Source organism: Faecalimonas umbilicata (assembly GCF_004346095.1).
GTDB classification, from domain to species: domain Bacteria; phylum Bacillota; class Clostridia; order Lachnospirales; family Lachnospiraceae; genus Faecalimonas; species Faecalimonas umbilicata.
This window is the reverse complement of record NZ_SLZV01000006.1, coordinates 78,207-94,630: the sequence shown is the minus strand read 5'-3', so window position 1 is coordinate 94,630 and position 16,424 is coordinate 78,207. Positions and strand designations below refer to the sequence as shown.

The 16,424-nt window shown below is 42.1% G+C and carries 19 protein-coding genes; all 19 read right to left on the bottom strand.

Annotated elements, in window-relative coordinates; translation table 11 throughout:
* Positions 1-6: 6 nt before the first annotated feature.
* Positions 7-669: a phosphate signaling complex protein PhoU gene (gene phoU, locus EDD74_RS04270; protein WP_116441251.1), complete on the bottom strand. Its 663-nt coding sequence runs from the start codon at positions 667-669 to the stop codon at positions 7-9.
* A gap of 3 nt (positions 670-672) precedes the next feature.
* Positions 673-1,422 carry a phosphate ABC transporter ATP-binding protein PstB gene (gene pstB, locus EDD74_RS04265; RefSeq protein WP_008974863.1) on the bottom strand — a complete coding sequence of 250 codons (750 nt, stop codon included), beginning with the start codon at positions 1,420-1,422 and terminating at the stop codon, positions 673-675.
* Positions 1,409-2,284 carry a phosphate ABC transporter permease PstA gene (pstA, locus tag EDD74_RS04260; RefSeq protein ID WP_008974862.1) on the bottom strand — a complete coding sequence of 292 codons (876 nt, stop codon included), beginning with the start codon at positions 2,282-2,284 and terminating at the stop codon, positions 1,409-1,411. Before pstA ends, pstB begins: the two co-directional genes overlap by 14 nt.
* A complete protein-coding gene (gene pstC, locus EDD74_RS04255) occupies positions 2,277-3,146 on the bottom strand; it encodes a phosphate ABC transporter permease subunit PstC (protein ID WP_008974861.1) in 870 nt (289 codons plus the stop codon). The genes pstA and pstC overlap by 8 nt, the downstream gene beginning before the upstream one ends.
* Before the next feature lie 57 nt (positions 3,147-3,203).
* Positions 3,204-4,121, bottom strand: a complete 918-nt coding sequence (locus EDD74_RS04250) for a substrate-binding domain-containing protein (protein ID WP_116441250.1) — start codon at positions 4,119-4,121, stop codon at positions 3,204-3,206.
* Positions 4,122-4,310: 189 nt separating this feature from the next.
* The gene (locus EDD74_RS04245) at positions 4,311-5,192 is read right to left on the bottom strand and encodes a YitT family protein (RefSeq protein ID WP_008974857.1); all 882 of its coding nucleotides are present in this window, start codon (positions 5,190-5,192) and stop codon (positions 4,311-4,313) included.
* 136 nt (positions 5,193-5,328) lie between these two features.
* Complete coding sequence (locus EDD74_RS04240; protein WP_009262442.1) at positions 5,329-5,985, bottom strand: GTP pyrophosphokinase; 657 nt, start codon at positions 5,983-5,985, stop codon at positions 5,329-5,331.
* A gap of 166 nt (positions 5,986-6,151) precedes the next feature.
* Complete coding sequence (locus tag EDD74_RS04235) at positions 6,152-6,415, bottom strand: hypothetical protein (protein ID WP_116441249.1); 264 nt, start codon at positions 6,413-6,415, stop codon at positions 6,152-6,154.
* A gap of 28 nt (positions 6,416-6,443) precedes the next feature.
* Positions 6,444-6,956, bottom strand: a complete 513-nt coding sequence (locus tag EDD74_RS04230) for a cysteine hydrolase family protein (RefSeq protein ID WP_008974854.1) — start codon at positions 6,954-6,956, stop codon at positions 6,444-6,446.
* 159 nt (positions 6,957-7,115) lie between these two features.
* Positions 7,116-8,549, bottom strand: a complete 1,434-nt coding sequence (locus tag EDD74_RS04225) for an ABC transporter permease (RefSeq protein ID WP_016440891.1) — start codon at positions 8,547-8,549, stop codon at positions 7,116-7,118.
* Positions 8,518-10,065 (bottom strand): COG1361 S-layer family protein, encoded by a 1,548-nt coding sequence (locus tag EDD74_RS04220; RefSeq protein WP_116441248.1) that lies wholly within the window; start codon positions 10,063-10,065, stop codon positions 8,518-8,520. Before EDD74_RS04220 ends, EDD74_RS04225 begins: the two co-directional genes overlap by 32 nt.
* Entirely contained in the window at positions 10,062-10,877 is an 816-nt protein-coding gene (locus EDD74_RS04215; protein WP_008974851.1) for an ABC transporter ATP-binding protein, read from the bottom strand. The genes EDD74_RS04220 and EDD74_RS04215 overlap by 4 nt, the downstream gene beginning before the upstream one ends.
* Before the next feature lie 490 nt (positions 10,878-11,367).
* Positions 11,368-13,008, bottom strand: coding sequence for a Na/Pi cotransporter family protein (locus tag EDD74_RS04210; protein ID WP_016440912.1), 1,641 nt, complete (start codon positions 13,006-13,008; stop codon positions 11,368-11,370).
* A 90-nt stretch (positions 13,009-13,098) separates the two neighbouring features.
* Complete coding sequence (spoVAE, locus tag EDD74_RS04205; RefSeq protein WP_008974849.1) at positions 13,099-13,455, bottom strand: stage V sporulation protein AE; 357 nt, start codon at positions 13,453-13,455, stop codon at positions 13,099-13,101.
* 35 nt (positions 13,456-13,490) lie between these two features.
* Complete coding sequence (locus EDD74_RS04200; protein ID WP_116441247.1) at positions 13,491-14,501, bottom strand: stage V sporulation protein AD; 1,011 nt, start codon at positions 14,499-14,501, stop codon at positions 13,491-13,493.
* On the bottom strand, positions 14,498-14,971 hold the full coding sequence (locus EDD74_RS04195) for a SpoVA/SpoVAEb family sporulation membrane protein (protein ID WP_008974847.1): 474 nt from the start codon (positions 14,969-14,971) through the stop codon (positions 14,498-14,500). The genes EDD74_RS04200 and EDD74_RS04195 overlap by 4 nt, the downstream gene beginning before the upstream one ends.
* A gap of 65 nt (positions 14,972-15,036) precedes the next feature.
* Entirely contained in the window at positions 15,037-15,456 is a 420-nt protein-coding gene (locus EDD74_RS04190; protein WP_116441246.1) for a stage V sporulation protein AB, read from the bottom strand.
* A gap of 44 nt (positions 15,457-15,500) precedes the next feature.
* Positions 15,501-16,136 (bottom strand): stage V sporulation protein AA, encoded by a 636-nt coding sequence (locus tag EDD74_RS04185; protein ID WP_116441245.1) that lies wholly within the window; start codon positions 16,134-16,136, stop codon positions 15,501-15,503.
* On the bottom strand, positions 16,106-16,294 hold the full coding sequence (locus EDD74_RS04180) for a hypothetical protein (RefSeq protein ID WP_016440914.1): 189 nt from the start codon (positions 16,292-16,294) through the stop codon (positions 16,106-16,108). The genes EDD74_RS04185 and EDD74_RS04180 overlap by 31 nt, the downstream gene beginning before the upstream one ends.
* Positions 16,295-16,424 lie beyond the last annotated feature (130 nt).

The window sequence follows — 16,424 nt, the reverse complement described above, 5'->3', positions numbered from 1 at the left end:
CTTTATCTATCTCTCCACAAGCTGTCCGTCTTTGTGCACGCCTGTGATAGAGAATTCTACCCATTCTGCAATATTTGTTGCATGGTCTCCAATACGCTCGAGATACTTCGTGATCATAATCAAATCAATCGCTTTCTCACCCTGCTTTCCGCCATCCTTCAGAATCAATTCTACCAGTTTCGCCTTTACAAGTTCAAACATTCTGTCCACTTCATCATCGGCAAGCATAACCTTCTGCGCCATCTCCAAATCTTTATTGACATAGGCAAGGATACTGTCATGAACCATCTTGCTCGTTGCTTCTGCCATCGTCCCGATTATCGAAATGTCTCTCGCTTCTGACATTCCAGCAGAAATGATAATCTCCGCGATATCTGATGTCTGATCTCCGATCCGCTCCATATCTGTGATCATTTTCAGCGCCGCAGAAATCTGGCGCAGATCTCTTGCCACCGGCTGCTGCTGAAGCAGAAGTTTTAAACACAGTCTCTCGATATCTTTCTCAATCTGATCAATCTCTTCATCTTCGCTCATGACGAGCTTTGCAAGTTCCAAATCTCCATTTCTCAGAGCCTTTGTCGCATTTGCAATTGCTTTCTCACAAAGGCTTCCCATAAAAATAAGCTGTTCACTGAGTCGTTCCAGCTGCATATCAAACTTATTGCGCATCTCTTATCCAAACCTCCCTGTAATATAATCTTCCGTTCTCTTATCTGACGGAATCGAGAACAATTTTTCTGTATTGTTATATTCAATCATCTCACCAAGAAGGAAAAACGCGGTATTGTCCGACACGCGCACTGCCTGTTGCATATTGTGTGTAACCATGACAATAGTATAGTCTTTTTTTAGTTCCATGGCAAGGTCCTCAATCTTCGATGTTGAGATTGGATCCAATGCAGATGTCGGCTCATCCATCAAAAGCACTTCTGGCTGCACTGCAAGCGCTCTTGCAATACAAAGTCTCTGCTGCTGTCCGCCGGACATTCCAAGTGCACTTTTCTTCAAACGGTCCTTTGTTTCCTCCCAAATTGCTGCCTGCCGAAGCGATTTTTCCACAATATCATCTAACTTTGCCTTAGAATGGATCCCATGTGTACGCGGTCCAAATGCAATGTTGTCATAAATACTCATTGGAAATGGATTTGGCTTTTGAAATACCATTCCGACACGTTTTCTGAGAAGATTCACATCCATCCTTCCATAAATGTCCTCTTGATCCAGTAAAATCTGTCCGTCGATCCGACATCCTTCCACAAGATCATTCATCCGGTTGATCGACTTTAACAAAGTAGATTTTCCACATCCGCTCGGCCCAATAAATGCAGTGATCTTGTTTGCCTCGATTTCCATATTAATATTTTTCAGCGCCTTAAAGTCGCCATAATATAAATCTAGGTTCTTTACACTAATTTTCCCCATTTCCATTTCCTTTCGTAATCTTTTTCGCAATATATCCGGACAGGCAATTAATTCCGACAACAAGTACAAGAAGTACGACCGCCGTCGCATAAGCCTGATCCATGTAAAGTCCTTCACTGGACAGATTGTACATATGTACGGCAAGAGTTCGCCCAGATCCCATCACACTTTTCGGCACTGCCGGAACAGTTCCCGCTGTATAGATCAGCGCTGCCGTTTCCCCAACAATTCTTCCGACCGCCAGAATTACACCTGCAAGAATTCCCGGTACTGCCGATGGCAGAACTACACAAAAAACTGTCCGAAGTTTTCCTGCTCCTAACCCAAAGCTTCCCTCACGGAAACTGTCTGGAACTGATTTTAATGCTTCCTCTGTCGTTCGGATGATCAGTGGAAGAATCATGATTGCCAATGTAAATGCCCCCGCAAGTAGAGAATATCCCCAGCCGAGTGTTGTTACGAAGAACAACAATCCGAATAATCCGTAAACAATCGACGGGATTCCCGACAACGTTTCCGTCGTAAGTCGGATGATTTCCACAAATTTGTTTCCTCTCTTTGCATATTCTACAAGAAAGATTGCGGCAAAAATCCCAAGCGGTACTGCAATTACAAGCGATAACGCAGTCATTCCGATTGTATTTAACAGTGCCGGCATCAAAGATGCATTTTCTGAAGTATATTTTAATGCAAACAGATCTGGTGTCAGATGCGGAAGTCCTTTGATCAAAATGTATGCAATCAAAAATAAGAGGACTGCAAAAGTTGCCACTGCTGACAACATCACAAGGAGCATCAAGATCAACGATCCAGGTCTCCGTCTGTAAGCACGAAGTTTTTGTCCAATTGTCTGCTTATTCATGTTGTGCCCTCCTGTTCAACAATGATACGGAAAGATTGATCAACAGGATAAAGACAAATAAAACAACGGCGGTTGCAATCAGTGCCTCTCTGTGAAGTCCTGCTGCATATCCCATCTCCAGCACAATATTTGCCGTAAGAGTACGGACACCTCTCACAATCCCCGCAGGCATTCTTGCCTGGTTTCCTGCTACCATGATCACTGCCATCGTCTCTCCGATCGCACGTCCGATCCCCAGTACAATTCCTGCTACAACACCTGATTTTGCTGCCGGGAGAACAACTGAAAAGATACTTCGCTCATGTGTCGCCCCCAGTGCAAGTGCACCCTCATAATAATGCGCCGGCACAGAACGGATCGCTGACTCTGTGACACCGATAATCGTCGGAAGAATCATCATTCCAAGTAAGATAGATGCAGTCAGAATGCTACTTCCATTTCCACCCCAGTGAAATTTCTGGCAGATGTCTCTGATCAATGGCACAAGTACGACCAATCCAAAAAATCCATATACAACGGACGGGATTCCTGCCAAAAGTTCGGTAGCACCTTTCAGCACCGGATAGATTTTCTTTGGACAATATTTTGCCATAAATACCGATGTCAGAATTCCGATCGGAACTCCTAAAATAATTGCTCCCGCAGTGACATAGATACTTCCCATGATCATCGGGAGGATTCCGAAGATTTCATTGGTCGGCTTCCATCTCTCTCCGGTCAAAAATTCCATAAATCCAATTTCCTTCATTGCAGGAATTCCATTTGCGAATAAAAATACACAAATGAGAGCCACCGCCAGCACCGAAGTACAGGCGGCGATGAAAAACACTCCCTGCATGAACTTTTCTTTCCATGCTTTCATATTGTTTTTTTCCCTCTTATCCATCTTTCTCAGGCTGTTTTGCAAGCAATTCCTGAATTAGTTTAACTCATCCCAAGCAAGCACTTCACCTGTATAGATTTCTTTTATCTGATCACTTGTGAGCTCATCCATCGGATTTGCTTTATTTACGATTACTGCAATTCCATCTGTCGCGATCACAGTTGCTTTTAACTGCTCTTTCTCTTCATCCTTCAACTCTCTGGACGCCATTCCAATATCACAGATTCCATCGATTGCAGAAGTCATACCTGTTGTGGAATCACTTGTCTGAATCTCAATCTCCGCACTTGTGTTCACTTTTAAATAAGCTTCTTTTAACTTCTCCATCACCGGTGAAATAGAAGAAGATCCTGCGATAACAATCTTTCCTTCTGGCTTGCTGCCCGCATATGGCTTCACATCGTCAAGAGAAATATATCCATTATCAGATACGATTTCCTGTCCCTCTTCACTCAGAATGTAATCGATGAAATCTTGTGTCACTTCGCTTACGTCTTCCTTTGTAGCAATGTTAAATGGTCTTGCCACTTTGTAGGAACCATCTTTGATATTATCTTCTGTCGCTTCCGCTCCATCTACTTTCACAGCTTTTACACTGTCATCAAGAGATCCCAGAGAAATATAACCGATCGCATACTCATTGCCTGCTACTGTTGACATCATAACAGATGTACTGTTTGTAATATTTGCCTCTTCTGTTGTATTGTCTATTTTATTTCCTTCATCGTCTTTCTCTTCAATTCCCAGTAGCTCGATGAATGCTCCTCTTGTTCCTGAACCATCTTCTCTTGATGTCACGGAAATATCATTTGCAGAGTCAAATGAAGCATCAGTTTCTCCACTTGCTTCCGTCGTTTCTGCTTTTCCTTCTTCTTCACTGCTTCCACAACCTGCTGCCATTGCTGCTGTCATAGATACCACTGCCATTACTGCTAAAAACTTTTTCATTTTCATACGATTTACTCTCCTTCAATCCGTCTTATTTTTCATTCTGCTTTCGTTTACAAGTGATACTATACTTGGCGATTGTTAAATTTAAAAACAGCCTTTTGTTAAATCTGTGTAAAATTATTTTACAAAAAAAGAAGCATGTCTTTTTACGGACATGCTCCTCTCATCATATCAAAACATATTCTTTTTTGATTAAGAAAGTCTCTTTTCAAAGTTTCCGACTGCCTTCGCACCTTCTGTAAAGATCATAAATGCATTCGGATCGATCTCTGAGACAATTCTTGTGATCTCATTCTGTTCGTATTTCGAAATCATAACAACAAATACTTTGGAATCTTCCTTCGTGTAGGAACCTTTTCCTTCCCACTCCGTCACACCACGGCGCATCTCATTCATAATCGCCTGATCAACCCCATCCTTCTTTGTAAAGATCATCACACTGAGACTAATGTTCTGCACATGCACCCGGTCACACGTCATTGCCATGACGGTCGCATAGATCAACGAGTAAACTGTAATTTCTATATCAAATATCATAAAACAGATTCCATACACGAAAATATTCATAAGAATACTTACTTTTCCAACACTGAATGACGGGTATTTCTTCGCACATACCATTCCCAGTGTATCCTGTCCTCCTCCGGAGCTTCCCCCTCTCAGGATCATTCCTGTTCCGACACCAGCAACAAGCCCTCCGATAATACACGCCGTCAGATAGTCTTCAATGATCGGTGTATTGGGAATCGGAATAAATGTCATAAACAACGTCTCAATTGTTGTCGTGTAGACAGACAACCAGAAAAATCCCCTTCCAAGTACTTTCCATGCCATGAAAAACAACGGTACATTTAATAACCAGAAAATAATACCGTCAAGATTGATACCGCTAAGCGCAGCAATCTTCAGATAGTCTACAAGAAATGTACGGATCAACTGAGCAATACCTAAGAAAGTTCCATTATATAAATGCAGCGGTAAAATAATAATATTAACGCCCGCAGCAAACAGAAGACTTCCAAATGTTGCCCAGAGAAGACGTACAGCCATTTTCTTGTTCTTCAATTTCTCCATTCCTTTTTTCCTCCTAACGTACTCTTAGAGCGTGCCGGGAAGTGCTCTGACGAACTCCTCTCTGACACGCTCTAAGTTATTTTATCATTTCCAGGAACGATTGCCAACTCCTATTTGCTATTCTTTTCAGATTCTATTACGATTCCTTCTCCCGCTCCGATTCCTGCAGGCACGCTTTGATTGCTTCATTGAGCGATAACATCTTCTCATCAAGCGCCGAGACCATATCCGCACATTCTCTTAAGTCTCTGCTGATATATTCCGGTGCGTTCCCTTCAAATTTATAATAAATCTTATGCTCAAGACTTGCCCAAAAATCCATCGCGATCGTACGGATCTGAATCTCAACCTTCGTATCGACAACACTGTCCGATAAAAAGATCGGTACGGAAACAAGCATATGATAACTCTTATATCCGCTCTCCTTCGGATTCTTGATATAGTCCTTGATCGACAGCACTTTCAAATCGCTTTGATTCCCGATCATACCTGCCAACCGATAAATATCTGATGTAAAAGAGCAGATCAGTCTGACCCCCGCAATGTCATTGACATACTTAACCATATTTTCAATGGATGTCTCATGTCCATAGCGCTTCAACTTCTTTACAATACTCTCCGGTGACTTGATTCTAGATTTAATATGCTCAATTGGATTATACTTGTGTACATGCTGAAACTCATCATTTAATATTTCCAGTTTCGTTCCTACTTCTTTCATTGCGGCATTGTACAAAAACATGACAGTCTTCCAACTATCCACATCCTCGTAATTTTTTACCACTGTTCTCATCACGTTCCTTCTCTCCTTGTATCCGAAAAATCATTTGATACAATTATTATAACATAGGATGATTTAATTGTCTTAAATTTCACAATTTTTTAATATTCTTTATACTTTTTCGTATGTTGTCCCATTTTCTCCATAGAAGAAAGATAAGCACACCCTGTCCTTTTCTTTACTCCTCAATAATATGAATTTCCAGATAGTCAAAGTCGATGGAGTCCACAAAATTATCCTGATAAAATCTTGCCTTGTCATGTCTCTGAAATTCACTGATTGTATGATTCAGCCAAATTGGTTTACTCAGATCAAATTCGTAACAGATTTCATCTAATGCACGGAAAATTTTATGTGTCCTCGTATCTTTCTCCTCAATACAGATGACTGTATCGCGCACCATCCGGTTGTCTTTAAATATCTTTCCCCATAATCGAAACATCTCTTTCATCTCCTGCCATCAAAAACTGTTATAGTATCTGGATCTGACACATCTGCATCGTAGACAGCGCCGCCTCGTGGCTCTCCGGAGTTACTCCTGCACAGCAGCTTCGATCCACAACAATGTCTGTCTCCGGAAGACGTGCTTTTAGGAGAAGCGCATTTGACACAACACAAATATCTGTGCAGAGACCGACAAGCTCAATGGATTCATACCCTTGCTCGGCAACATAATCAGCCAGAGCAATGCTTCCAAAAGTCTCCTTGTCAAAAATTCTGTCAGCATAAGGCTTCAGGCAGTCTATAATCTCCCAGCCTTCTGTTTCTTTGACACAGTGGATAACCGGAAGCGATTTTCCCTCTTTTGTCTGAAGGTAATCTTCTCCATGGGTATCTCTTGTGAAAAGAATTTCTGTCCCCATTTCCCGGGCAGCTTTTACTTTCTTCTCCACTGCTACTACGATTTCCTGTGCCTCTTTTGTTCCAAGACTTCCATCTACAAAATCATTTTGCATATCCACAACGATCAATGCCTTTTTCATATTCATTCCTCATTTCAATTTTTTATTTTTCTCAGCCATTTTTCTTCCCTCTTATTTTGAGATAAACCGCTGGAAAATACAAGCCTTTTCTAATGGAAACAACAAATTTTGTACATACCTAAAAACAGAGAGGCTTTTTACACCTCTCTTCCAGTTTTTCTATTCGTTACGGATTGCCGCAAGCGGACTTAACCTCATAGCACGCAGCGCCGGGAAATATCCTGCTGCCATCCCGACCAAAATTGCAAATCCAAGGGAAGCCAGAATAAGCCAAATTGGAATATATGAAATGTCTCCTTCAAATCCCATCGCACTTCCCATGCTTCCGGCAATTGTATTGATTCCAAATGACAGGAGCATACTCAAAATATTTCCGATCACACCTCCCAACAACCCGATGAAACCAGCCTCGATCAGAAACATCTGTTTGATATTTTTCAGACTGCACCCAAGTACTTTGATGACACCGATCTCCTTAGTCCTCTCATAGATTGACATCATCATCGTATTGGCAATTCCAATTGCTGCTACAAGAAGTGATACTGCACCAATTCCTCCAAGTACAGCCTGAATGATCGCAAACTGACTCTGCATGCTTTTTAAATATTCTGCATTGCTGTTCGCGGTATATCCCATTTCTCGGATTTTGGCTGACACTTCCTCCACATAATCAATATCATCTACCTGCACACAGGCGGACGAGTATACAAATTCCTTATATGGCTTTCCAGACTTTGTCGTCGGCTGCCCGGGAATCGGCTTCGTTCCATACTCTTTTTTCAAAGAAGCAATCAGCGTATCCAGATCACAATATACATAATAAGAATGTGAATTATAGGTGTTTAAGTCTCCCTTCACCATCCCACTGGCATGGACAACATATTTTTTTGGCGCTTTTGCGCTTGCCTGGTTTCCTCCCTGCCCTTCATTCTTACCAAGTGACTGTTCCAAAGAACTTGTTCCATTCTGTTTGGAAGCCAAATATGCATCCGAATCTAAGATTAAGAACAAAGAATCCTTCATGTAATCGATTTCTGGCAGTTTTCCGGTTTCCCAATATCCTTTTCCTGTATTTTTTTCATAAAGCATCTCAGGAATCAAATTACCGATGATCAGCTCCAAATTGGATGTCTTTGTCTCTGGAAGACGACTCCCCTCTATCAGTGGAATATTTTGCTCCTCCAATGCTTCCGGACGCATTCCTCTCAAATCAATGTATCCCTCATAATTCCCTTTGAGAATCATCGCTGACATTGACAACACCGGAGACGCCATTTTCACATGTTCTATCTTGCTCAGCTCTTTGATGGCCTCATCTGTAATGTATTTTTCCGACTCCTGATCCTGATGCATCATATCACTGCTGACAATGACACCGCCTCCCCCATTATTCTTCCCAGTGACATCAATATTTGTAATCCCACCAGATTCCTCCACTTGCTTATACATGGATTTCTGCATGCCAAGTCCGAGTGAAATCATCACGACAATGGAAGCTGTACCGATTACCACACCGAGAACAGTCAGAAAAGTCCTGAGTTTTCTGCGCTTTAAATTTCCACTACTCATCCTCAGTAAGTCTATCAAACTCATCTGCCAAGCTCTCCTCCTCTTCTTGAAGCTTTCTTTGTTTTTTCTTCTTTACGATGATAACCGCAGCAATCCCTCCCGCAAGTATCACTACTGCAATCCCAACTGGCAGAATCGGAAACCCTTTCTTTTCCGGCTCTGTTTCAGGGCTAAATACCATTCCTGCATCTTCCTGTTTTGGAGTCACAAGAAGCTGGAATTCCTGTTCTGTCGAATATGGAGCTCCTGCCTCATCTTCATAAGTCACGATCATCTTCATTCTGCCATCTCCGGTCGTCTCTTTCTCCCCAGTTACCATTCCATCAATAGCCGCAGAAGATCCCGATTCCACATGACCTACAAATACTTCTTTTCCTTTGATTCCTTCCCCTTCGAATTTCGCCTTTACATTATAAAGTTTAGTACGTCCAAGATTATAGATATTGCACATAATATTCGCTTCATCACCGACTGCGATTTCCGGCGAGCTGACTTCCACCTCACTGAACTCAAATCTCGCCGCCTGCTTGATCGGAATTGCAAGCGCCGCATGTCCCTCATACTGTGTTGCATTGCCATCCTGATATTTCATGGACAATTCAATACTGTATGGCTTTTGAAGCAAATCTGCCCGTGCATTCAGAGCAATCGCAATATCTTTCGTCCCTCCTGCCGGAATATGATCCAAATAGACAGAGCTGGATCCGGAAACCGGAAGAAATGCCGGGGCTGCTCCGCTTGACTCCGCGCCTTCCGCCGGAGCATTGAATTCAAAGAGCATATTGGAAACAGCCGTATCCTGAGAGGTATTCTGTAAATGTACAATCAGATTAAAGTTACTTCCCGCAGGAATCTCTGCCGGATCTGTATTAAATCCGGACACGATAACACGTGGCACTCCTGTCTTTGTCTCACCTCCGCCAGATACAACCTCTCCTCCATTATATACTCCGCCTGCATCGTACGGATAAGAAACAGAGCCATTTTGTTCACCACTCCCCTGGTCTTGCGGGTCAGGATTTTGCTGCCCTGGATCTTGCTGATTCTGGTTTTCCTCTTTGACATCCGTTTTCAAAAAGACACTTTGTTCCGAAATCGTACCTTCCGCGCATGTCAGATCAAATTTCAATTTGTAGTAGCGAGATACTACATCCTGCCGTGCAGTAAATGCATAAGATACCGACTTTGTCTCTCCAGGTGCGATTGCATCCACTGTCTGTGTATAATTTTTGTTTTCAATCTCAAACGGCCACGCGTCTGTATTTGCTTTTACTCTCGGAGTCACGTTGACACAAGTCAACGGTGTATTTCCTGTGTTTGTGAAATTTAATAATAAATTTTTTGTCTCCCCCGCCCGGTAGAGAAGGACATCGCTTTCATTTCCTTCAATCTGGGATGTCATCTCCAGACCAATCTGCGTTTGTCCCTCTTCCGTTGTCATCATTTCCTTTTCTGTATTCAGTTCCTTTGCATACACTTCCGCAGGCAACACCATTGCTGCACAGAGAAGGAATGCTGCCCATCTCTTTTTGCTTCTCATTGCTTTCTTTCCTTTCCACTCTCTTCTGATTCTTCTTTCCCTTGTTCCCGATTATCAACGATCTTTACAATCTCCCCGTCAATAATATGGAACACTCTGTCTGCATACTCTGCAAGATGATTGTCATGCGTGACCATTACCAGTGTCTTCTTCTGCTCCTTAACTACTTTCTGCATCAAACGCATCACCTCTTCTGACGTATGCGAATCCAGATTTCCTGTCGGTTCATCTGCAAAAATAATCTTCGGATCCACTACAAGAGCTCTTGCCACTCCGACTCGCTGCTGCTGTCCGCCCGACATTTGATTCGGCAGATGCTTTTTATGCTTTTTCAAATTGACAAGATCAAGCATCTCATTGGCAATCTTCATCCGCTTACTTTTTGGCACCCCTCGGAAGCTCAGCGGTAATGCCACATTTTCTACTGCATTCATCGTCCCGATCAAATGGAAAGACTGAAATATAAAACCTACGTTCTCCCTGCGGAATTTTACAAGTCCATCTTCATTTAACTTTTCCATATGAACGCCATTGATAATCACCTCACCCTTGGTTGGTTTTTCAAGTCCTGCAAGCATATTTAACAGTGTTGACTTTCCTGAACCGGAAGTCCCGACGATTGCACAAAACTCTCCTTCATAGATACTAAAATTCACGCCATTTAATGCCCGCACGATACTGTCTCCTACACGGTACAGCTTAAACAAGTGTTTCGCCTCAATGATCTTCTTCACTTCACTGCTCCTTTCTCTGCATCGGTCAAATCCATGCGTTTTTTCTTTCACTTCCACACCATATGACCAGCTATCCATGCACTCCCATATCCTAATAATACTCTCAATTCTGTAAAAAAGAAAAAACATTGCACTCACTTGAAATTATGATACCATATCATACAATATTTTTTATTTATAAATATTTAATAATTTCTTAATTTCATATCACGATTTTAGTAGGTTTTCAGGCACTTTTGTTACTAACGTGTTACTAATGCGTTTAATATCTGCCTGTTTCAAAAAAAGAGAGCCTGTTTCCAAGCGCTCTTGATAATATTTTTTCAATTTTCATTGCCCCACTTTTTATACTCTTCCCAGTCTTTTTTATTGAGTATAATTTCAGAATAATAGAACTCCTTATTCGGTATGATTTTTGTAGTATTTTAATTTATTGCTCATATCTTATTATACCACAGATTACGGACTCTTCGGATTTCGTTTTCTGATTTTGTATATTAAAAACGGAGTCACTGCCCCATAGTGATTCCTCATCTATTTTGCAGCAACTCCTATTTGCATTTTATATTTAGTTTTCCGGATTCATAATTTCTTCTGCAATATTTCTTGCATGATCTGAAATTCTCTCCATAGAAACGAGCGTATCCAAATAGAAGATACCCGTCTCTGCATTACACTGATTATTTGCAAGACGTTTGATATGTTTATTTCTCAAACGTACCTCCAGATCATCTGCAAGTGTTTCTTTCTCAATCACCTTCACTGCTTTCTCTGAATTCTTCTCAAAGAATGCCTCCTTTGCGTAAAGATAACTTTCCACACAGACATCCATCATCTGTTTGATCTCTTCTGTCGCAATTTCTGAGAATTCTAACTTCTTATCGCGCATCGCCTCTGCATACTCTGAAATGTTCTCACAGTAGTCACAGATCCGTTCCATATCTGATACGACTTGGAGTAAGTGTGCCACATCTTGATGTTCCTTCTCGCTGACCTGAAGTGCTGTGATCTTAATAGCATAATCTGTAATTCCTGCACTAAGCTTATCTACAACAGACTCTTTCTCCTTGATACTTTTGATCGTCTCTTCACTCTTTGTAAAGAGTACTTCCTTAGATTCTTTCAATGTCTCTGCAACAATATTTCCCATTCTTACAATCTCTGTCACGGTAGACTGTAATGCAATACCTGGTGTCTGAAGCATTCTGTCATCCAGTAATACAACGTCGTCTTCCTGTGTACACTCTTCTACACGGCCAAGTTTCTTTGCCAATGTGATAATCCAGTTGGATACCGGGAAAAGCAATACCGTTGTTCCGATATTAAAGATTGTATGAACAGTACTGATCTCTGTCTGGGTGATCAAATTTTCTCCCAGAGCCGGATTCATAACTGTAAAGAATATAATTGCCACAATACTGAAAATCACAGTACCGATTACATTGAACAGCAAATGCATCAATGCTGCTGTCTTTGCATTTCTCTTTGCTCCAACACTAGAAAGCATTGCTGTCACACATGTACCGATGTTCTGTCCCATAATGATATAAACTGCTGCACTCATCGGAACAAGTCCTGCTGCTGCAAGACTCTGAAGGATTCCGACAGATGCAGAAGAACTCTGGATCACAGCTGTCACAATTGTTCCTGCAAGAATTCCAAGGAATGGATTCTTTCCAAGTGTCACAAAAATATTACAAAATGCTTCTGATTCTTTCAGTGGAGAAACTGCTCCTGACATTGTAGAAATACCGACAAATAAAATACCAAATCCAACAATGATACTTGAAATATCCTTTGTGGAACGTCTCTTTCCTGTCAGCATGATCACCACACCGATAATAATTGCGATTGGTGCCAAATTCGCCGGGCTTAACATCTTTGCCCATTCCACACTCGATACAAGCCATCCTGTGACAGTTGTACCAATGTTGGCTCCCATAATAACTCCCATTGCCTGTGTCAGGTTCATGATTCCCGCATTTACAAAACCAACAACCATAACAGTTGTAGCGGATGAACTCTGAATCACAGCCGTAATAAATGCTCCAAGCAATACCCCAAAAAACTTGTTCTTCGTCAAAACTTCGAGCAAAGATTTCATCTTATTGCCAGCAGCATTTTCCAGTCCCTGTGCCATAATCTGCATACCGTAGATGAACATTCCAAGCCCACCTACAAACGGAATAATAATGCCAGTGTAATCCATAGGCTTCCTCCTCATAACTAATACATTTTAAATTCACCTTTTTACCATAACATTATATTCGACAGAAAACAACATCTTTTTACTATTTTTCTACTTTTTCATTTTCGGCTCAAACACAAGCGAACCAAGGTATCCAAATACAAGTGCCGCCGAAATTCCTGCAGCGCTCGCTGTAAATCCTCCGGTAAAAATGCCGATCAGACCATCCTTTCGGACTGCCTCTTTGACTCCTTTCCATAACAGATTTCCAAATCCGAGCAGCGGAACACTTGCTCCCGCTTTTGCAAAAGAAACAATTGGCTGATAAATATTTAAAAATCCAAGTACCGCGCCAGAGCACACGAGCAATACCATCACTCTCCCCGGCATCAATTTTGTCCGATCAAGTAAAATCTGCACAAGTGCACAGATCAATCCTCCCACCAAAAATGCTTTGACATAATCCACAATGTTTCCTCTCTTTCTCACACATTCCTAATTCATCAACAATGTTCCAGCACGATGCCATGTGCAATGCCCGGGACACTTTCCCCTTCATTGAAGCTGACTGTTGACATGAGTGCTCCTGTCGGTACAAACAACACACGTCTCCATTCTCCGCTCTCAATCTTTGGAAGAATATATGCTGCCAGTGTCACCGCCGCACATCCGCATCCGCTTCCTCCTGCATGCGTGTCCTGCCTTTGCTGATCAAAGATTGTCATTCCACAATCCATATGATTCTGCTTGATATCCTTTCCTTTTTTTCTCACAAGATCAAACAAAATCGTCTGTCCTACATATCCAAGATCTCCGGTAATGATCCGATCATAATCGCTTTCCTGTCTCCCAAAATCTTTTAGATTCTGCAAAATCGTATCACACGCCGCCGGAGCCATACATGCTCCCATATTTTGCGAATCCTTAAGCCCATAGTCAACAATCTTTCCAACGGTTACTCCTGACACTCTCACATGACTCCGTTTCTTTCCTATTAAAAAGGCGCCGCTCCCTGTTACAGTCCAATGGGCAGACAGCGGCCTCTGACTGGCATATGCCAGCGGAAATCGGAATTCTTTCTCTGCACTTCCAAAGTGGCTCGATGTCACCGCAAGCATGTATTCTCCATACCCCGCCGCCACTGCCATAGATCCAAGTGCAAGTGCTTCCCCTGAAGTAGAGCAAGCCCCATAAAGTCCAAACATAGGAATCTGAAGTGCCTCCACTCCCATGGAAGTTGCAATTCCCTGCCGCAGCAAGTCTCCTCCGTATAAATATCGAACCTCTTTGGCATCAATTCCTGCTTTTTCCAATGCCAGAACGCACGCTTCCTTCTGCATTCTGCTCTCCGCTGCTTCCCATGTCTGTTCCCCAAACAGGTTGTCCTCCCCCGACATATCAAACAGGTTTCCGAGCGGTCCTTCAAATTCTTTTTTCCCTACAATCGACCCGGCGCTGATCACATATGGCGCCTCCTGAAAACAGATACTCTGACTTCCTCTTACCATTGTCATACAATCACCCCGACTTTCAATAACAGATAGTAAATCAGCCCCAATCCCCAGGATGTCACAATCCCATATAAAATAACCGGGCCTGCAATCGTAAATATTTTACATCCGATTCCAAATATCTGTCCTTCTTTTTTATATTCGATTGCCGGAGCCGCCACGGAATTGGCAAATCCGGTGATCGGTACGAGCGCCCCTGCGCCTCCCCATTTTGCAATCCCCGGATACAAATTCCATCCGGTGAGAAGTACACTGAGCAAAACTAACATGAGTGATGTCCATGTTCCGCTGATTTCTTCTGTGCATCCTGCATTTTTACAGAAATTCATAAAAAACTGCCCGATCACACAGATGGTTCCGCCTGTCACAAATGCTTTTGCCATATTCAGATAGACGTTGTGCACTGGTGTCTTTGTTTTGACATAATCCTGATATGCCTTTTCCTTCCTTTTTTTCTTTTCTTGTTCGTCCATGTCCTTCCCTTTCTTTTCTTTTTATTCTGAATCTATCTCTTTGTTTTCTTTCTTTTTCTCATCTGTTATCCCCAGCCTTTCCAAAAATAAATCAGCGAACCAATTCCTTTTCCAAATGCTATCCCCGCAATAATATAAGGAATTGCCCGGAGAAGCTTCACTCGTCTGATAAAAATTGGGAAAATATTCAAAATTTCTGCCAAGGTCATTGCCCAGCACCCTACAAAAATCCCCCCAAATACCCCGAAAATCGGAACAAATATCTGCCCATAAGGAATTGTGACCGGAAATAAATAGAACAGATTGCCAAAGATTCCTCCAAGTGCGATGGCTTCTTCGTAAAGAAGCACGCAATCTCCTGTATGTGTACGGTCTGCAAATTCAGATACCACTCCGAGACCTACGATAAATGAAAACAATCCTCCTGCCGCCGCAACTCCTGCGCTAAGTCCAAGTACCACAAGTATCATCTGTTTGATCCACATGACGTTTCTCTCTTTCTTTTTTGTTCCCTCATAGCTTTTCCTACTTACTTAACATCAATTTCTTTTTTCTTTCTCTCATAATTTTGTACCAATGTTGTCTGAATATCATTCTCATAAAGCCTCATTTCCACCTCCATCGGTGTTGGATCGACCGAGAATCTTTTACCGGCAAAATGATTGAAAAACACAAGAATGCCAATAATCAGACCAATGCTGTAACAGACTTCCAACAGTGTAAATCCACTTGACGGTACCCCCGTGAGCTGCTCATAAACCTGCCCAAACATTTTCCCCACATCCACATCATTGTTAAATGCCATAATTGAAAAGGCTGAGCCTAGAAATGTAATCATCACAACTCCCACCGTCTTCAGAAAATGTACCGCCTTTCCCGGAGTCTTTTGCTTTTCATAAGTAACAATAAATTCTGTCTCACCAAGATTTTCAATATCCAATCCCGGATATACCCTGTGAATCTGCTCAATAACCTTTAAAATAGAAAATACAAACCGGTTCTGTCCCTGTTCCGGCATTTTCAGAAGTCGTTCCGTCTTCAATCTTGTCACAATGGTTGGGTCCGTACACTCCATCGAAAGAACATCTCCCAGCGTCACTTCCTGTTTTGTCAATTCAATACTGCGGTCTGCCTTTATATATAATTTTCTGTTTGTTGCTGCCATGTGCTGCCCATCTCCGATCTTTCCATTCTTACAAGCGTTCCTTCCCCAGATAATTCTGTCTCCCGCACATCCGTAACATAATAGCAAAGCCCGACAACTATCGCCACCGCAACAGCGCAGAGCAGACAGATCCAGATTTTCTTTCTTGCATTGTCCATTTTTGCACCACCTTTCTGATACTTCTCTGCCTCACAGAGTTGCTGCTTACCTGTTCTGCCAGAGATTGCTTATTCCTATTATTTCCGCATTTGGCAAACCTATACTCTTCAGGAAAACTTAATGAAAAGA